Annotated in this window: 15 protein-coding genes; 11 read left to right on the plus strand and 4 right to left on the minus strand. The window is 70.5% G+C overall.

Annotated elements, in window-relative coordinates; translation table 11 throughout:
- The first annotated feature begins 39 nt into the window (after positions 1 to 39).
- A complete protein-coding gene (gene rplQ, locus AC07F0_RS10180; RefSeq protein WP_354740797.1) occupies positions 40 to 525 on the plus strand; it encodes a 50S ribosomal protein L17 in 486 nt (161 codons plus the stop codon).
- 142 nt (positions 526 to 667) lie between these two features.
- Entirely contained in the window at positions 668 to 1,534 is an 867-nt protein-coding gene (gene truA / locus AC07F0_RS10185) for a tRNA pseudouridine(38-40) synthase TruA (RefSeq protein WP_478976669.1), read from the plus strand.
- A 17-nt stretch (positions 1,535 to 1,551) separates the two neighbouring features.
- On the opposite strand, the gene AC07F0_RS10190 is transcribed toward truA, so the two are convergent.
- Positions 1,552 to 2,367: a hypothetical protein gene (locus tag AC07F0_RS10190; protein WP_436725691.1), complete on the minus strand. Its 816-nt coding sequence runs from the start codon at positions 2,365 to 2,367 to the stop codon at positions 1,552 to 1,554.
- A gap of 215 nt (positions 2,368 to 2,582) precedes the next feature.
- Between AC07F0_RS10190 and AC07F0_RS10195 the strand changes: the two genes are divergently transcribed.
- The 5 genes from AC07F0_RS10195 to AC07F0_RS10215 all read left to right on the plus strand — a co-directional run bounded on the left by AC07F0_RS10195 (position 2,583) and on the right by AC07F0_RS10215 (position 9,363).
- Positions 2,583 to 3,740, plus strand: coding sequence for a CapA family protein (locus AC07F0_RS10195; protein ID WP_436725819.1), 1,158 nt, complete (start codon positions 2,583 to 2,585; stop codon positions 3,738 to 3,740).
- Positions 3,741 to 3,944: 204 nt separating this feature from the next.
- A complete protein-coding gene (locus AC07F0_RS10200) occupies positions 3,945 to 6,191 on the plus strand; it encodes a HAMP domain-containing protein (RefSeq protein ID WP_478977251.1) in 2,247 nt (748 codons plus the stop codon).
- 7 nt (positions 6,192 to 6,198) lie between these two features.
- Positions 6,199 to 7,683 (plus strand): poly-gamma-glutamate synthase PgsB, encoded by a 1,485-nt coding sequence (pgsB, locus tag AC07F0_RS10205; protein ID WP_478976671.1) that lies wholly within the window; start codon positions 6,199 to 6,201, stop codon positions 7,681 to 7,683.
- 72 nt (positions 7,684 to 7,755) lie between these two features.
- Positions 7,756 to 8,238 carry a poly-gamma-glutamate biosynthesis protein PgsC/CapC gene (locus AC07F0_RS10210; protein WP_478976674.1) on the plus strand — a complete coding sequence of 161 codons (483 nt, stop codon included), beginning with the start codon at positions 7,756 to 7,758 and terminating at the stop codon, positions 8,236 to 8,238.
- Positions 8,239 to 8,277: 39 nt separating this feature from the next.
- Positions 8,278 to 9,363, plus strand: a complete 1,086-nt coding sequence (locus tag AC07F0_RS10215; protein WP_478976677.1) for an NlpC/P60 family protein — start codon at positions 8,278 to 8,280, stop codon at positions 9,361 to 9,363.
- 19 nt (positions 9,364 to 9,382) lie between these two features.
- Here the strand turns inward: AC07F0_RS10215 and AC07F0_RS10220 are convergent, their stop codons facing one another.
- Entirely contained in the window at positions 9,383 to 10,255 is an 873-nt protein-coding gene (locus tag AC07F0_RS10220; RefSeq protein ID WP_436727523.1) for a hypothetical protein, read from the minus strand.
- A gap of 74 nt (positions 10,256 to 10,329) precedes the next feature.
- Between AC07F0_RS10220 and AC07F0_RS10225 the strand changes: the two genes are divergently transcribed.
- The 4 genes from AC07F0_RS10225 (at position 10,330) to glmM (ending at position 13,393) form a co-directional block, all read left to right on the plus strand.
- Positions 10,330 to 10,647 carry a hypothetical protein gene (locus tag AC07F0_RS10225; protein ID WP_436727524.1) on the plus strand — a complete coding sequence of 106 codons (318 nt, stop codon included), beginning with the start codon at positions 10,330 to 10,332 and terminating at the stop codon, positions 10,645 to 10,647.
- Positions 10,648 to 10,861: 214 nt separating this feature from the next.
- Positions 10,862 to 11,305, plus strand: coding sequence for a 50S ribosomal protein L13 (gene rplM / locus AC07F0_RS10230; protein ID WP_010036634.1), 444 nt, complete (start codon positions 10,862 to 10,864; stop codon positions 11,303 to 11,305).
- Positions 11,306 to 11,347: 42 nt separating this feature from the next.
- Entirely contained in the window at positions 11,348 to 11,860 is a 513-nt protein-coding gene (gene rpsI, locus AC07F0_RS10235) for a 30S ribosomal protein S9 (protein ID WP_356925149.1), read from the plus strand.
- Positions 11,861 to 12,034: 174 nt separating this feature from the next.
- Positions 12,035 to 13,393 carry a phosphoglucosamine mutase gene (glmM, locus tag AC07F0_RS10240; RefSeq protein WP_436727525.1) on the plus strand — a complete coding sequence of 453 codons (1,359 nt, stop codon included), beginning with the start codon at positions 12,035 to 12,037 and terminating at the stop codon, positions 13,391 to 13,393.
- A gap of 122 nt (positions 13,394 to 13,515) precedes the next feature.
- Here the strand turns inward: glmM and AC07F0_RS10245 are convergent, their stop codons facing one another.
- Positions 13,516 to 14,448 carry a DUF389 domain-containing protein gene (locus AC07F0_RS10245; RefSeq protein ID WP_478976680.1) on the minus strand — a complete coding sequence of 311 codons (933 nt, stop codon included), beginning with the start codon at positions 14,446 to 14,448 and terminating at the stop codon, positions 13,516 to 13,518.
- A 32-nt stretch (positions 14,449 to 14,480) separates the two neighbouring features.
- The gene (gene coaA, locus AC07F0_RS10250) at positions 14,481 to 15,449 is read right to left on the minus strand and encodes a type I pantothenate kinase (protein ID WP_436727564.1); all 969 of its coding nucleotides are present in this window, start codon (positions 15,447 to 15,449) and stop codon (positions 14,481 to 14,483) included.
- Between the last annotated feature and the right edge of the window lie 11 nt (positions 15,450 to 15,460).

A 15,460-nucleotide genomic window follows, 5' to 3' on the forward strand; every position in this document is an offset into this window, starting at 1 on the left:
TACCTGATACGGCCGGGGCAGACACCTAGGAGAAACACCATGCCGAAGCCCACCAAGGGTGCCCGTATGGGCGGCAGCGCCGCGCACGAGAAGCTGCTCCTCGCGAACCTCGCGAAGGCGCTGTTCGAGCACGGTCGCATCACCACCACCGAGGCGAAGGCGCGCAAGCTGCGTCCGTACGCCGAGCGTCTGGTCACCAAGGCGAAGAAGGGCGACCTTCACAACCGCCGTCAGGTGCTCCAGGTCATCACGGACAAGAGCATCGTCCACACGCTCTTCACCGAGATCGGCCCGCGCTACGAGAACCGTCCGGGTGGCTACACCCGCATCACCAAGATCGGTAACCGTCGTGGCGACAACGCGCCCATGGCTGTCATCGAGCTGGTCGAGGCGCTGACGGTGGCGCAGGAGGCGACCGGCGAGGCGGAGGCCGCGACGAAGCGTGCCGCCAAGGACGCCGAGGCTGCTGAGGCTCAGGTCGACACGACCAAGGCCGAGGACGCCGAGGAGTCCAAGGACGCGTAAGCGTCTGCCGGGGGCTGTTTGCCGGCGGCTGCGGCTGTGTCGTGGTTGTTCGCGCAGTTCCCCGCGCCCCTTGAAGGGCGTTGGCGGGTCCGTTCCTCTCTGAGGGGCGGGCCCGCTTTTGTGTTGCTGAGAGGATCTGTACGTGAGTGATGAAGCAGCAGCCGGTTACGTGCGTGTGCGTCTCGACCTGTCGTACGACGGGAGTGAGTTCTCCGGGTGGGCCAAGCAGGCCGGGGGGCGGCGGACCGTGCAGGGGGAGATCGAGGACGCCCTGCGGACCGTGACGCGGTCGGGGCAGACGTACGAGCTGACCGTGGCGGGGCGTACCGATGCCGGGGTGCATGCCCGGGGGCAGGTGGCGCATGTCGATCTGCCGCGTGAGGTCTGGGCCGAGCACAGCCAGAAGCTGCTGAAGCGGCTCGCCGGGCGGCTGCCCAGGGACGTACGGGTGTGGGCCCTCAGGGAGGCGCCCAGTGGCTTCAACGCGCGGTTCTCGGCGATCTGGCGGCGGTACGCCTACCGGGTCACCGACAATCCCGGGGGGGTCGATCCGCTGTTGCGCAACCATGTGCTGTGGCACGACTGGCCCTTGGACGTCGACGCGATGAACGAGGCCGCCCGGCGGCTGCTCGGGGAGCACGACTTCGCCGCCTACTGCAAGAAGCGGGAGGGGGCCACCACCATCCGTACGCTTCAGGAGCTGAGTCTCGACAAGGGCGCCGACGGGATCATCACGGCGACCGTGCGGGCCGACGCCTTCTGCCACAACATGGTGCGCTCGCTCATCGGGGCGCTGCTGTTCGTGGGCGACGGGCACCGGCCGCCGGACTGGCCCGCGAAGGTGCTGGCGGCCGGCGTGCGGGACTCGGCCGTGCACGTCGTGCGGCCGCACGGGCTGACGCTGGAGGAGGTCGGCTACCCGGCCGACGCGTTGCTGGCCGCGCGCAACAAGGAGGCGCGCAACAAGCGGTCGTTGCCGTCGGCGTTGCCGTCGGCGGGGTGCTGCTGACCGCCTTGTGCTGTTCCTCACCGGCGGGCGGAGTTCCAGGTCGTGACCAGCCCTGAGAGGGCCCTGGCGGCGGCGTCGGCGTCGGTGCCGTCGCCGCGTGCCCTGGGGGAGAGCTCCACGTGGAGGAACCTGGCGTGGTGGCGCTTCGCGGCCTTGCCCTGGACGTTCGTGGTGCCTTCCAGGGGGCAGCGGGCCGACCACGCCCGGCAGACCCGCAGCCCGTCGGCCTGCATGCCGTCGGCCAGGGCGGCCGCCTCGGTGAGGGTGCTGCGCGCGGCTCCGGTGGAGAGGACCGCCTCGTAGGGGCGGTCCGAGTCCTTGGCGAAGCCGTGCAGTTGCACGCCCGGGACGTCGCGTTTCTGGAGCTCCACGACGATGGCGTGGAAGAGGCTGTCCGCCCGGTGGGCGACGTCGGCGGCATCGTCCCGGCCCGCCTCGCGGTGCGCGCCGGCCAGGACCAGCGAGCCGCCGGGGTTGTCCTCCAGCAGCCGCACGCCGAGGCGTTCCGTGTCCTGGTCGGAGACCGGGTGCGGCACCTGGGCGTTCCAGCGGACGTCGGAGTCGGCGGTCAGGTAGAGGCGCCCCCAGCGTTCGGCCCGGCCCGGGCGGGCGGCGGCGATCTCGTCGTACCTGCGTCCGGACTCGGTGTCGGTGAGGCGGGTGAGCTTCAGGCCGAGGGGGGCGAGCAGTCGCTCGGCCTGCGTGGCGTCGCCGTCCAGGAGGTGGCCGACGCTCTCGGCGGCGCGCTCGCGCTGGGTGTCGTCCGGCGGGGTGTACGCGGCGTCGGGCTCCAGGCCGGCCGTGTACGCGAGGATCCTGCTGCGGAGGTCCACCAGTTCCCTGGCGCCCGGAGTGGAGTCGTCCGTTGACCGGTCTGGTGCCGATTGACAGCCGAACAAGGCGAGGACGAGTCCGAATTGGACCAAAATACGAGCCAAATGTGACTGTCTTGTGACGGTAACTTCCGTGGTGCTTGTGTGCTTCATGTGAATATGATGCGGTGACACTTCGTAATCCTCTCCGGATCGCTCGGGCGGCAATCGCTTTCCTGGCCACCGTCGCCGTCGCGACCGCGTGCAGCTCCGCGGCCTCCGCGCCGCAGGTGAAGCCGGGCGGCCGCTCGTTCACCGTCGCCGCCGCCGGTGATGTGCTGATCCACCCCGAGCTGGTCGACCAGGCCGCCAAGGATGCCAAGAAGACCGGCGAGGGCGAGGCCGGGCTGGACTTCAAGCCCCTGCTCGCCGGGATCAAGCCGGTCATCAGCAAGGCGGACCTGGCGATCTGTCACATGGAGACGCCCGTCGGAAATCCGCGGGGCCCCTTCGAGGGGTACCCGGAGTTCCTCGTGCCGCCGCAGATCCTGACGACGCTCAAGGATGTGGGCTACGACACCTGCTCGACGGCCTCCAATCACACCTACGACCACGGCCTCGGGGCCGTGCGGCGCACCCTGAACGCCATGGACAAGGCCGGCCTCGGCCACACCGGCTCCGCCCGCACGCCCGAGGAAGCGGAACGGATCAACATCCGTGACGTCAACGGCGTCAAGGTCGCCCACCTCTCGTTCTCCTGGATGTCGTTCCTGAACCCGACGCCGGAGAAGGAGAAGTGGGCGTTCAACCAGATCGACACGGACGCGATCAAGGACGCCGAGGCCCGCGCCCGCGAGAAGGGCGCCGAGGTGGTCATCCTCTCGGTCCACTGGGGCCTTGAGCACTACAACGAACCGAGTGTTCCCCAGCTGCAGTTGGCGGAGCGGCTCACCGAGGAGACCGGGGTCGACCTGGTGATCGGGCACCACGCCCATGTGGTGCAGCCGATCCAGAAGGTGAACGGCACCTGGATCGCCTACAGCCTGGGCAACCAGGTCGCCCGGCACTCCTCGCCCACCGGGCTCACCGAGGAGGGCGCGATCGGCTGGTTCGAGTTCCGCGAGACGACCGACGGCTGGGACGTCTCCGCCCGCTACGCCACCACGCTCGTGGAGATCCCGCCCGAGGTGGAGGCCGGTGAGAAGCCGCCCGCCGGCGCGGTCGAGGACCACCGGCTGGTGGACGTACGGCGGGCGCTCGACGCGCCGGGTGACCTCTCCGAGGAGCGGCTCGCCCGCTACCGGCTGGCGGCCGACCGCACGCGCGGCTTCCTGTACAACCGCGGGGCGCCGGGGGGCGACGGCCTGAAGGAGCTCACGCTGGAGCGTGACTAGCGCCACAGCGCATCCGGGGCGACCGGCACAACTTCGGCGCTCCCCAACAGTCTTGTATACGGCGGTCCCTCACCTCTCCCGCGGGAGCGGTGTTCTGAGCGGCCGTTCTTCACCCAGAGAGGCCGGAGGAGACCACCGGTGACACCCACCCGCGCCGTGCGCCCCGTGAAGGGAGGACGGCGGCGCAGCCGGAGACGCGCGGACATGCCGCTGCTGGGCGGCGTCCGTCCCCCGATCGCGCTGCTGTGCGTGCTGGTGCTCGCGCTCGCGGGCCTCACCGCCCAGGTGCTCGGCCCCGCCGGCGAGCAGGCCGTACCGCAGGCGGTGCTCTCCTCGCAGCAGCACTTCGCGGAGGACGGTGCCATCGCCCTGCGCGCCTCCATCGACGAGCGGGTCACCGACCTGAACCGCACCGCCGCCGCGCTGAACGCGGGGCCGCCGGTCAAGCCCGAGCGCGTCCTGTCCGACCTGGGGAAGACCTACCAGAAGTGGACGGGCACCACCGTCCTGGACCTGGAGAGCGGCAAGGTGCTGGCCGCCAGGGGTGAAACGATTCCCCTCGGGTGGCTGGACAAGGACGTCCTCACCGGGGACAAGGCCCTCAAACCCCGCATGGTGCGGCTGGAGACCGGCGACGTACGTCTGATGACGATGGCGGTCCTGGACTTCGAGGACGGGCCGCAGCAGCTGCTGCTCGCCTCCAACAGTCTGTCCGTGCCCGCCATCAACCTGGGCCAGTTCCGCTCCATGGCGGTCGTCGCCACCGGCGGGGAGATCCTGGCCACGGCGGGCTTCGAGCAGTCCGAAGCGCTCAACTCCGACCAGGAGCGCAAGGAGCTGGGCTTCCTCCAGAAGCAGATGAGCGGGCTGTCCGCCCGGGCGGCACGCGAGACCGAGCAGGATCCGGTCAGCGCCAGGGAACCGGGCTCCCACGGCTACCCCGGTGTCAGCGGGACCCTGGTCGGCGCGAGCTACAACGGCCGTATCGCCACGGCCGGTTACGCCTCCCTCTCCTCCTCCGACCCGGAGGAGAAGAAGAGCGTCGGCGCGGGCCTCGGGCTCACCGTCGTCGCCCTGCTGCCCGTGGTCCAGCAGCATGCCGCCGGTCCGGACCGGGAGCTGTACGGGCTGCTGGCGGCCGGAGCCCTGGTGGTCCTCGGACTGCTCGCCGCGGCTGTGCTGTGGGCGACCGTGCAACGGCCGCTGCTGCGGCTGTTCCTGGAGTCCCGCCGACTGGCCCGGGGCGACCTGACCCGCCCGGTGGACGTGCCCCGCTGGGGTGAGGCCGCGCGCATCGGCTCCGCACTGGAGAGGCTGCGCGCGCAGCTGGGCGGCCCGAACGATGATCCCGGCGGGCGTCAGCGCGTCAAGGGGCGGTTCGGGGTGCGCGGGCCGCTCGCACTGACCGCCGTCCTGCTGTTGCTGTGGTGTCTGCCCGTCGGCCTGCTGCTGAACCGCACCGACGACTCCGTCAGCATTCCGGCCAGCATGGTCGCGGACCAGCGTGACCGCACCGACCTGGTCGCCGACCGGGTGCGCCGGGCGCTCAACGAGGCGCAGGCGGACCTGGTGTCCACGTCCCGGCTGATCGACCCGGACGACGCCGACGCCGGCCGCGCTCTGCTGGAGGAGACCCTGCGCGAGCACACCCGCTACCAGGCGCTGTACCTCCTCGACGAGGACGGCGAGGTCGTCGCCCGCGCCGGGAAGGAGCCGCGCGCCGACTTCGCCGACGGGGACGACCTGCCGCTGGTCCGGGTCGCCGGCAAGGGCGGGAAGAAGCCGGTCGTCCAGGCCGCCGCGCCCCTGCCGGACGACAAGGGCATGACCCTGGTCGGCGAGGTCCGGGTCGAGTTCCTCAACTCGCTGCTGAAGCGGCCGGGACTCGGCGAGGTCCGCGTGGTGGACGCCGAGGCGGAGACCATCGCCGCCAGCGACGGCTTCCTGGCCTTCGAGGAACTGCCGCGCGAGGCGCTCGCCGACCTCGTCCGGGCCGGCAGGGTCCACGCCGGCGCCGGTCCCGTCGAGAACGGCCTGCTGATCCGCGAGGGACGTGGGACCACGGTCGCCGCGGCCGCCCCGTTCTCCGGCGGCGGCGTGGCGGCCGACATCGGCTGGACCGTGGTCAGCTGGCAGAACGCCAAGGACTTCCAGATCACCCCGTACGAGCGCGAGGACCGCAGCGTCCTGGCCGGACTGCTCGGTCTGGCCCTGATCGTCGTCTGCCTCGGCTGGGTGTACCTGGTCGTGGCCCGGCCGATGCGGGCCCTGGCGGCCAGTGCGGAGAAGCTGGCCGACGGCGACCTCAAGTCCGTGCTCTACCCCCGCTACCAGGACGAGGTCGGCGCCGTCGTGCGCAGCCTCGAACTGCTGCGCCAGCAACTCCACGCCCGTAAGCAGACCCAGGCGCGCCGGCTCGCGGAGCCGGAAGCCGGCGTTCGGGGAAGGTGACCCAGCCGTGCTCTATCTGTACTTCGTCCTGCTCACCGGCAGCGTGCTGCTGCTCGTGGCGGGCATCGTCGAACAGCGCCGGCACTACGCCAGCCTGCACAGCATCCCGTCGCGCGTGCTCGTGAACGGCATCCGCGGCAAGTCCTCCATCACCCGGCTGTGCGCCGGGGCGCTGCGCGGCGGCGACCTGGTCACCGTGGCGAAGACCACGGGCACGGCGGCCCGGTTCATCCACCCGGACGCCACCGAGGAGCCGGTCTACCGCAAGTTCGGCATCGCCAACGTGGTGGAGCAGATCGGCATCGTGCGCCGGGCCGCCACCTACCGGCCCGACGCCCTCGTCATCGAGTGCATGGCCGTCATGCCGGCCCTGCAGGAGGTGAACCAGAGCAAGCTGATCCGCTCCACGATCGGCGTGCTGTGCAACGTCCGCGAGGACCACCTCGCCGAGATGGGGCCCACTCTCGACGACGTGGCGCGGTCGCTGTGCCGCTCCATGCCGGAGGACGGCATCTGCGTCACCGCCGAGAAGGAACGCTTCCACATCCTCCAGGAGGAGGCCGACGCCCGTAACTGCCAGTTGATCTACGCCGACCCGGAGACCGTCACCGACGAGGAGCTGCGCGGCTTCAGCTGGTTCACCTTCAAGGAGAACGTCGCCATCGCCCTCGTCGTGGCCGAACTGCTCGGCGTGGAACGGCGGGTCGCCCTCCAGGGCATGTACGACGCCCCGCCGGACCCGGGCGTGCTGTCCGTCGAGCGCTACGCGACCCCCGAGGGCAAGCGGCTCGCCTTCGCCAACGTCTTCGCGGCCAACGACCCCGAGTCGACGCTGATGAACATCAACCAGCTGCTCGACCTCGGAGCCATCCACCGGCCGCTGAACGTCGTGATCAACTGCCGGCCCGACCGCGTGGAGCGCAACGGCCAGATGGGCGAGATCATCCCCGACCTCCAGCCGGACCACGTCTTCGTCATCGGGCACCCGGCCAAGAGCGCGATCGACGCCATCCCCGCCGAGTGGCGCGACCGCGCGGTCGACCTCGGCGGCGAACGGCGGTCGGCCGAGGAGTTCATGCCCGCCCTGCTGGAGCGCCTGGCCGCCGACTCCTCCCTGGTCGCCATCGGCAACATCCACGGCCAGGGTGAGGAACTGCTGGAGTACCTGGCCGAACTCCCGGCGGACGAGTCCACCCCCGCCGACACCGCGCGGCCCTCGGCCACGGCCGCACCGGTCCAGCCGGCCCGACTGGACCCCTACGCCTCGTACCCCATGGCCTACGAGGAGCGCTACCAGGCCTCCCAGACCCAGGAGATCCCGGTGGTCCGCATCCCCGCCCAGCAGGGGCCGTACACCGGCGCCGGGTATCCCGAGCCGGCCCGCTACCAGCAGGGGCCGTACGCCGCTCCGGCCCAGCAGGGCTGGCAGTACGCCGACGAGCCCTACGGGTACGTCCCGGCCGACGAGGGGGGACAGCCTCCCCGTCCCTGACGTCCACGGGCGGGACCCACGACTCACGCCCACCGCCCGCCCCGCACCCGCACCCGTGCCCGGAGACCTTCGTTGACCACCGCCGCCCTGACCCCCGAGATGGCCGCCCTCGGCATCGCCATCGGCCTGTTCTTCTCGCTGCTGTGCTACCTGACCACCAACCTGTCGCCCGGCGGCATGATCACGCCCGGCTGGCTCGCCCTGACCCTCATCGAGGACCTCCAGCGGGCGGCCATGGTGGTCGGCGTCACCGCCCTCACCTACGCGGGCACCAAGGTCATGCAACGGCTGGTGATCCTCTACGGCAAGCGGCTGTTCGCCGCGGTGGTCCTGCTGGGCGTGCTGCTCCAGGCCACCGTGATGATCGTGCTGTCGATCGAGTTCCCGCTGCTCTACGGCAACCAGACCCTCGGCTTCATCGTGCCCGGCCTGATCGCCTACCAGATGGTCCGCCAGCCCAAGGGGGCGACGCTGCTGGCGACCGGCACCGTCTCGCTCATGGCCTACATCGTCGTCGCCGCCGGACTGCTGCTCGGCATCATGCCCACCGCCTGAGACCGGCGTCCCGGCGACTGAGAACCCAGGAGAGAACACATGGCAGGGAAGAAGAAATCGAGGCCGGTCCTGTCCGGGCTCGTGGTGCTGGGGCTCGTCGCGACCTCCGGCTACCTCACCGTGGAGCTCCGCAAGCAGGAGGAAAAGGGCGTCCCGGAGATCACGAACGTCGGCGTGCTGGACGGCTCGGACCGGGCCGGCGGCGCGGCGAAGACCCGCGACAAGGGCGGGGAGACCTGGTCCCGGCTGGAGAACCCCGCCCGCTCCGTGCTGCGCGGGTCCGACGGCCAGGTCAAGGCGGTGTTCACCGACGGGGCGCGCACCGCGACCCTGACCGGACCGGCCCGCACCTTCACCGAGCCGTCCTCGACGAGCTCGAAGGTCTCCACGACGGACTGGGTCCGCCTCATGCCCGAGCCCTGGAAGAAGGGCGCGGACAAGCAGAAGTGGTTCAAGGACTGGTACGCCGAGAACGAGTCCAACAAGGAGGACGACCTCCTGGCCATCGCCTTCCAGTACGTCGCGGGCGCCAAGCAGAAGAAGGACGAGAAGGGCACCGTCTACGCCGGTGACGCCAACTTCGGACCCCTCAACACGAACGGGGCGGAGGGCGGCGACCTGCGCCTTGAGCAGTCCGACTTCTACGACTACCTCGGCGTCCAGTACCCCTTCCGCGACGGCGTGATCGGGCAGCCGGAGGCCGCGCGCGCCCGGTCGGTCGACTGCTCGGGCTACATGCGGATGGTGTTCGGCTACCGCGCCCGCTACCCGCTGATGTCCTCGGACGAGTCGGGCGACGGCCTGCCGCGCACCGCCAACGGCATGGCCCGCTCCAAGCAGGGGACCGACATCCTGCCGCTCACCGGCATCTCGCCCGAGGACCGGCCCACCGGCATCGACCAGCTCCAGCCCGGGGACCTCGTCTTCTTCAAGCTCGACACCCGGACGAAGCAGCGCCTGGACCACGTCGGCATGGTGCTCGGCTACGACACCGAGGGCCACCTGCTCTTCGTCTCCAGCCGCGAGGAGGTCAACGGACCGACCATCGGCGACGTCGGCGGAGTGTCCCGGCTGGACGGCAACGGCTACTACGCCAAGACGCTGCGCAGCGCGAAGAGGCTGTGACCGGCCCGGCCGCGGCCGGTCACCCGTCGGCCGCGGCCGACGCCTGCGCCTGGCCGCGGCGGTGGATCTGACGGAACGTGAACAGCTGCAGGTTGTCGCCCGTGGCGAACACCTTCGTGTCCTTCGTCGTCACGTCCTTGCCGCTGGTGAAGCCGGCGTTGGTGAAGTAGGCGTAGCGGCCGTAGGAGTTGCTGGTCGTACGGCAGAACCCGGATTCGCAGAAGGGCTTCACACCGCCGCCGGAGAGCGACTTGACGAAGCTCTTCTTGTTGGTCTGGCCCTTGGCCTTGGCGGCCTGCGCCTCGGTGTCGAAGACCGCCACGCCGACCGTCACGGCTATGCCGTCCGTGGAGTAGGTGACGCGTATCAGGCGCGTGCAGTCGTTCGCCGTGAGGATCTTCGGCAGCGTGCCGCCCGAGGCCGAGGCGCAGTTCTCGGTGTCGGCCGTGGGGCCCTTCTTGTACGTCGTCTCGCCCATGGTCAGCTGCGTGCCGGGGAAGAGGGTGTCCGGGCTGAGCGGAGCCGTGTCCTTCTTCGCGCTGGCGATGAAGTCCTTCGGGTCCAGCGGGGGCGGGGCGCTGGTCGGGGCGAAGGACGGGGCCGAGGCGGACTCGCTCGGGATGTCGGCCGAGGGCACCTGGGAGGTCGGGCTGCCGGCCTGGCTGTCGCCGCCCGCGGAGACCACGGCCACGGCGACGGCGGCACCGATCGCGACGGTGGCCAGCGCGCCGCCGCCGACCAGGAACAGCCGGCGTCGTTTGTTACGGGCCTCGGACGCCTCGGCGAGCGCGGCCCAGTCCGGAGACTGGCCGCCACCGCTGCTCCAGGGCTGCTGCGACTGCGGTTTCCATGGATCCCACTGGGACTGGGGTCCCCCCTGCCCAAAGCTCATGGGGCGCATCTTAGACGGGACATGGGGTGTGCTGGTCCGCCTGGACGGGCCCCGGAGCCCCTAGCGTTCCTCTCATGCGGACGGGCAAAGGCGACATCTGCGGGTGGTTGGGGCGACTGCTGCCGACCGGGGTGCTGTTGGTGTGCCTGTGGTCCTGGCCGTCGGCCGCGGCCGCGATCGGGGTGTGGCCGTCGGTCGCGGCCGGGGTGCTGCGGGCGCTGCGCGGGCCGCGCGGCGGCGGCTCCCTGCCGCGCCGGTGCGCCGCGGTGCTCGCCGACGTGCTGCTGCCGGCGGTGTTCCCGTACGTGCGGCCGGTGCGGCGCCGGACGCTGCGCAGGGCCGTGACTGTCTGTGCCGTCCTGTGCGTCTCCGTAGCCGATCGCCGGCGATGATCCCGCGTTTTGACCCCTGTGGTGAGCCCCGGTATTCTGCTCTTTCGTTGTGTATTGGCTTGCTCATTCTCACGGGACGGGCCCTTACACCGGTCCACCGGGCCGATGACCAGCGACCAGCACGCGGTTTGCGTCACCGCAGTGCGGTCAAGGCTGTCGTGATCGTTTCGGTGACCTGTTCAGGACCATTCACTCGAAGCGAAGGCTACGAACCGTGCGTACGTACAGCCCCAAGCCCGGCGATGTGACGCGCCAGTGGCACGTCATCGACGCCCAGGACGTTGTCCTGGGTCGTCTCGCCACCACCGCAGCGACCCTCCTCCGGGGCAAGCACAAGCCGATCTATGCGCCCCACGTCGACGCTGGTGACTTCGTCATCATCATCAACGCGGACAAGGTGCACCTGTCCGGCAACAAGCGGACCCAGAAGATGGCGTACCGCCACTCCGGCTACCCGGGTGGTCTGCGCTCCGTCCGTTACGACGAGCTGCTCGACAAGAACCCCGAGAAGGCCATCGAGAAGGCCGTCAAGGGCATGCTCCCCAAGAACACTCTGGGCCGTCAGATGCTCTCGAAGCTGAAGGTCTACAAGGGTGACCAGCACCCGCACGGCGCGCAGCAGCCGCAGCCGTACGAGATCACCCAGGTCGCGCAGTAAGTCCGGCCACCCCCTAAGACTGAAGAGAATCTGAGGAGAATCGTGGCCGAGACCACTGCCGAGCAGCCGCTCGAAGAGCTTGACATCGACAGCTACACCACCGAGTCCGAGGTGCCCGTCGAGGGCGAGTACACCTCGGAGTCCATGGCCTCCCGCTTCGGCGAGCCCCAGCCGGCCGCCGGCCTGGGCCGTCGCAAGAACGCCATCGCCCGCGTCCGGATCATCCCGGGCACCGGCAAGTGGAAGATCAACGGTCGCACCCTCGAGGACTACTTCCCGAACAAGGTGCACCAGCAGGAAGTCAACGAGCCCTTCAAGGTGCTCGAGCTCGAGGGCCGCTACGACGTCGTCGCCCGCATCGCCGGTGGCGGTGTCTCCGGCCAGGCCGGTGCGCTCCGTCTCGGTGTCGCCCGCGCGCTGAACGAGGCGGACGTCGACAACAACCGCGGCGCCCTCAAGAAGGCCGGCTTCCTCCGCCGCGACGACCGTGCGGTCGAGCGCAAGAAGGCCGGTCTGAAGAAGGCCCGCAAGGCCCCGCAGTACAGCAAGCGCTAATCGCGTCGCTGTCGTTGCGACTGTCTTCGCAACGTTGCGCCTGATTTCGCAACGATCGCCCCGGCGGCACGTTCTGTGCCGCCGGGGCGTTCCCGTACACAACCCCTGCGGATGTCGGACCGTCCCCGGGGATGTACTGGAGCCGCACTCTCTCGCAATTCGGAGGACACCACAGTGGGACGACTCTTCGGCACGGACGGCGTGCGCGGTGTCGCCAACGCGGATCTGACGGCGGAGATGGCCCTCGGCCTCTCCGTGGCCGCGGCGCACGTACTGGCCGAGGCGGGCACGTTCGAGGGACACCGGCCGACCGCGGTGGTCGGGCGTGATCCGCGTGCGTCCGGGGAGTTCCTGGAGGCCGCCGTGGTCGCGGGCCTCGCCAGTGCCGGCGTGGACGTGCTGCGGGTCGGCGTGCTGCCGACGCCGGCGGTGGCGTACCTGACCGGCGAGCTCGGCGCCGACCTCGGTGTGATGCTCTCCGCGAGCCACAACGCCATGCCCGACAACGGCATCAAGTTCTTCGCCCGCGGCGGGCACAAGCTCGCCGACGAGCTGGAGGACCGGATCGAGTCCGTCTACGAGGAGCACCGCACCGGCGCCCCGTGGGACCGGCCGACCGGGGCCGGAGTGGGCCGCGTGCGCGACTCCGAGGAGGGCGCCGACCGGTACGTCGAGCATCTGCTGCGCGTCCTGCCGAACCGGCTCGACGGGCTGAAGGTCGTCCTCGACGAGGCGCACGGCGCCGCCTCCCGGGTCTCGCCCGAGGTGTTCCAGCGGGCCGGTGCCGAGGTCGTCACGATCGGGGCCGAGCCGGACGGGCTCAACATCAACGACGGCTGCGGCTCCACGCACCTGGACAAGATCAAGGCCGCCGTCGTCGAGCACGGGGCCGACCTGGGCATCGCGCACGACGGGGACGCCGACCGGTGCCTCGCCGTGGACCACACCGGCGAGGAGGTGGACGGCGACCAGATCCTGGCCGTGCTCGCCCTGGCCATGCGGGAGGCGTCCACGCTGCGGGCCGAGACGGTCGTGGCGACGGTGATGTCCAACCTGGGCTTCAAGCTGGCCATGGAGCGCGAGGGCATCCGGCTCGTGCAGACCGCCGTGGGCGACCGGTACGTGCTGGAGGAGATGAAGGAGCACGGGTACGCCCTCGGGGGCGAGCAGTCCGGGCACGTGATCATTCTCGACCACGCGACGACGGGCGACGGCACGCTGACGGGGCTGCTGCTGGCGGCGCGGGTCGCGCAGAGCGGGCGTCCGTTGCGGGAGCTGGCGTCGGTGATGGAGCGGCTGCCGCAGGTGCTGATCAATGTGCGGGACGTCGACAAGTCCCGGGTGACGACGTCGGCCGAGCTGTCCTCGGCGGTTGCCGACGCGGAGCGGGAGCTGGGCGCTACCGGGCGGGTGTTGTTGCGGTCCTCGGGGACCGAGCCGTTGGTGCGGGTGATGGTGGAGGCGGCTGACATCGAGCAGGCTCGGTCTGTTGCGGGGCGGCTCGCCGATGCGGTGAAGTCCGCGCTCGGTTAGGGAACGGGCCCGGGGGTGGAGGGTTCTGCTGGGGGCGGGCCGCGGGTCGTGTGTGGCTTGTCGCGCCCGCGCGGCGGAGCCGCATATGGATATACAGCCCCGCGCCCCTGAGGACGCTGCCCTTACGGCGTTTTCCTGTGCTGTGTGGACCAGAGCCATTTCTGGGTCAGCAACGTCAGTGTGCCGGCGACGATGATGCCCAGCAGGTTCAGCAGGAGTTGTTCCGTGGAGCCCCAGGTCTGTTTCGTGTCGCCGTAGCTCAGGGCTACGGCGGCGTTCGCGGCGGCCGGGACCGTGGTCACCGAGATGGCCACGCCCACCAGGGCGCCCGACTTGGCGGAGGTCAGGGAGAGCGTGCCGGCGATGCCGGCCAGGACCGCCACGACGAAGGAGAACCAGTCGGGGGCGTAGATGAAGCCCGTGTTGGGGCGGTCCGCCCTGAGTTGCTCCTCGCTGAACAGGTGGACCGCGTCCATGAAGAGGCTGAAGCCGACCGTCACCGCCATCGCCACCGCGAAGCCCACCAGGAGGGCGATCAGCGAGCGCAGGGCCAGGCGTCCCCTGCGGCGGACGATCGCGGTGCAGATGCCGGCGAGCGGGCCGAACTCCGGGCCCACCGCCATGGCGCCCACGATCAGGATCGCGTTGTCCAGGACCACGCCGCAGGCCGCGATCATCGTGGCGAGGGTGATGAACGCGAGGTAGGTGACGGAGAGGGTCGACTCCTCGTGCGTCGCGTCGCTGAGGTGCTCCCACAGGACCGCGTCGGCGCCCTCGCCGGGTGCGTCGGCCTCGGCCCGCTCGGCCCGCTCGGACAGGGACAGGTCGATGGTCTCGACGGCTATGGAACCGCTGGTGTCGATGCCGAGTTCCCGCAGGCCGGTGAGCAGTTCGTCGCCCGCCTCCCGCGCCACGTCGCACATCACGACGTCCCCGGCGGGGTTGCGGGCGGCGGCCGGCAGGACGACGACGTGGGTGGTGCCGACCGTCTTCTCGATCAGCCGCATCACGTCGTCGGTCTGCCCGGACGGCGTGATCAGTCGCAGGTGGAGCATGACGACTATCTAACAGGTCTTTCCCCCGGGCGTCACAGCTTGCGCAGGCTGAGGCGCTGCACCTTGTGGTCCGGGCCCTTGCGCAGGACGAGGGTGGCGCGGCCTCGGGTGGGCGCGATGTTCTCGACCAGATTGGGCTGGTTGATCGTGCGCCACATCGTCCGGGCGTAGTCGAGGGCCTCCTCCTCCGAGACCTGGGTGTACTTGCGGAAGTACGAGGACGGGTTCTGGAAGGCGGTCGCGCGCAGCTTGCGGAAGCGGTTGAGGTACCAGCGCTCGATGTCCTCGACCCGGGCATCCACGTACACGCTGAAGTCGAAGTAGTCGGCGAGACCGACCCGGGTGCGGCCGTCCTTGCCGGGGAGGGCGGGCTGGAGGACGTTCAGGCCCTCGACGATCAGGATGTCGGGGCGGCGGACGGTGAGCTTCTCGCCGGGGACGATGTCGTAGATCAGATGGGAGTAGACGGGGGCCGTGACCTCGTCCTTGCCGGCCTTGATGTCGGCGACGAAGCGGGTCAGCGCGCGGCGGTCGAAGGACTCGGGGAATCCCTTCCGCGACATCAGGCCGCGGGCCTGGAGCTCCTTGGTGGGCAGCAGGAAGCCGTCGGTGGTGACCAGCTCGACGCGCGGGTGTTCCGGCCAGCGCGAGAGCAGGGCCTGGAGGAGCCGGGCGACCGTCGACTTGCCCACGGCGACCGACCCGGCGACTCCTATGACGAACGGGGTGCCGGACTGGGAGCCCTGCTCGCCCAGGAACGTGTTGAGCGCGCCTCTGAGGCCGTCGGTGGCGCCGACGTAGAGGTTGAGAAGCCTGGACAGCGGGAGGTAGATGTCCCGCACCTCGTCGAGGTCGATGACATCGCCGAGGCCGCGCAGCTTCTCGACCTCCTCGGCCGTCAGCGGCAGCGGCGTCTTGTCGCGCAACGCGCTCCACTCGGCTCGGGTGAGGTCGACGTAGGGAGTCGCCTCCGGCCGCTGCCGGTGGGCGCTCCGGGGCATCGAGGAAGCCG

It is taken from the genome of Streptomyces sp. NPDC045955, from assembly GCF_056430805.1.

Coding starts and splice junctions, on each gene's coding strand:
- AC07F0_RS10220 (WP_436727523.1), bottom strand. CDS start 10,255: ATGAGCTTTGGGCAGGGGGGACCCCAGTCCCAGTGGGATCCATGGAAA.
- AC07F0_RS10245 (WP_478976680.1), bottom strand. CDS start 14,448: ATGCTCCACCTGCGACTGATCACGCCGTCCGGGCAGACCGACGACGTG.
- AC07F0_RS10215 (WP_478976677.1), top strand. CDS start 8,278: ATGGCAGGGAAGAAGAAATCGAGGCCGGTCCTGTCCGGGCTCGTGGTG.
- AC07F0_RS10200 (WP_478977251.1), top strand. CDS start 3,945: ATGCCGCTGCTGGGCGGCGTCCGTCCCCCGATCGCGCTGCTGTGCGTG.
- rplQ (WP_354740797.1), top strand. CDS start 40: ATGCCGAAGCCCACCAAGGGTGCCCGTATGGGCGGCAGCGCCGCGCAC.
- AC07F0_RS10225 (WP_436727524.1), top strand. CDS start 10,330: ATGCGGACGGGCAAAGGCGACATCTGCGGGTGGTTGGGGCGACTGCTG.
- coaA (WP_436727564.1), bottom strand. CDS start 15,449: ATGCCCCGGAGCGCCCACCGGCAGCGGCCGGAGGCGACTCCCTACGTC.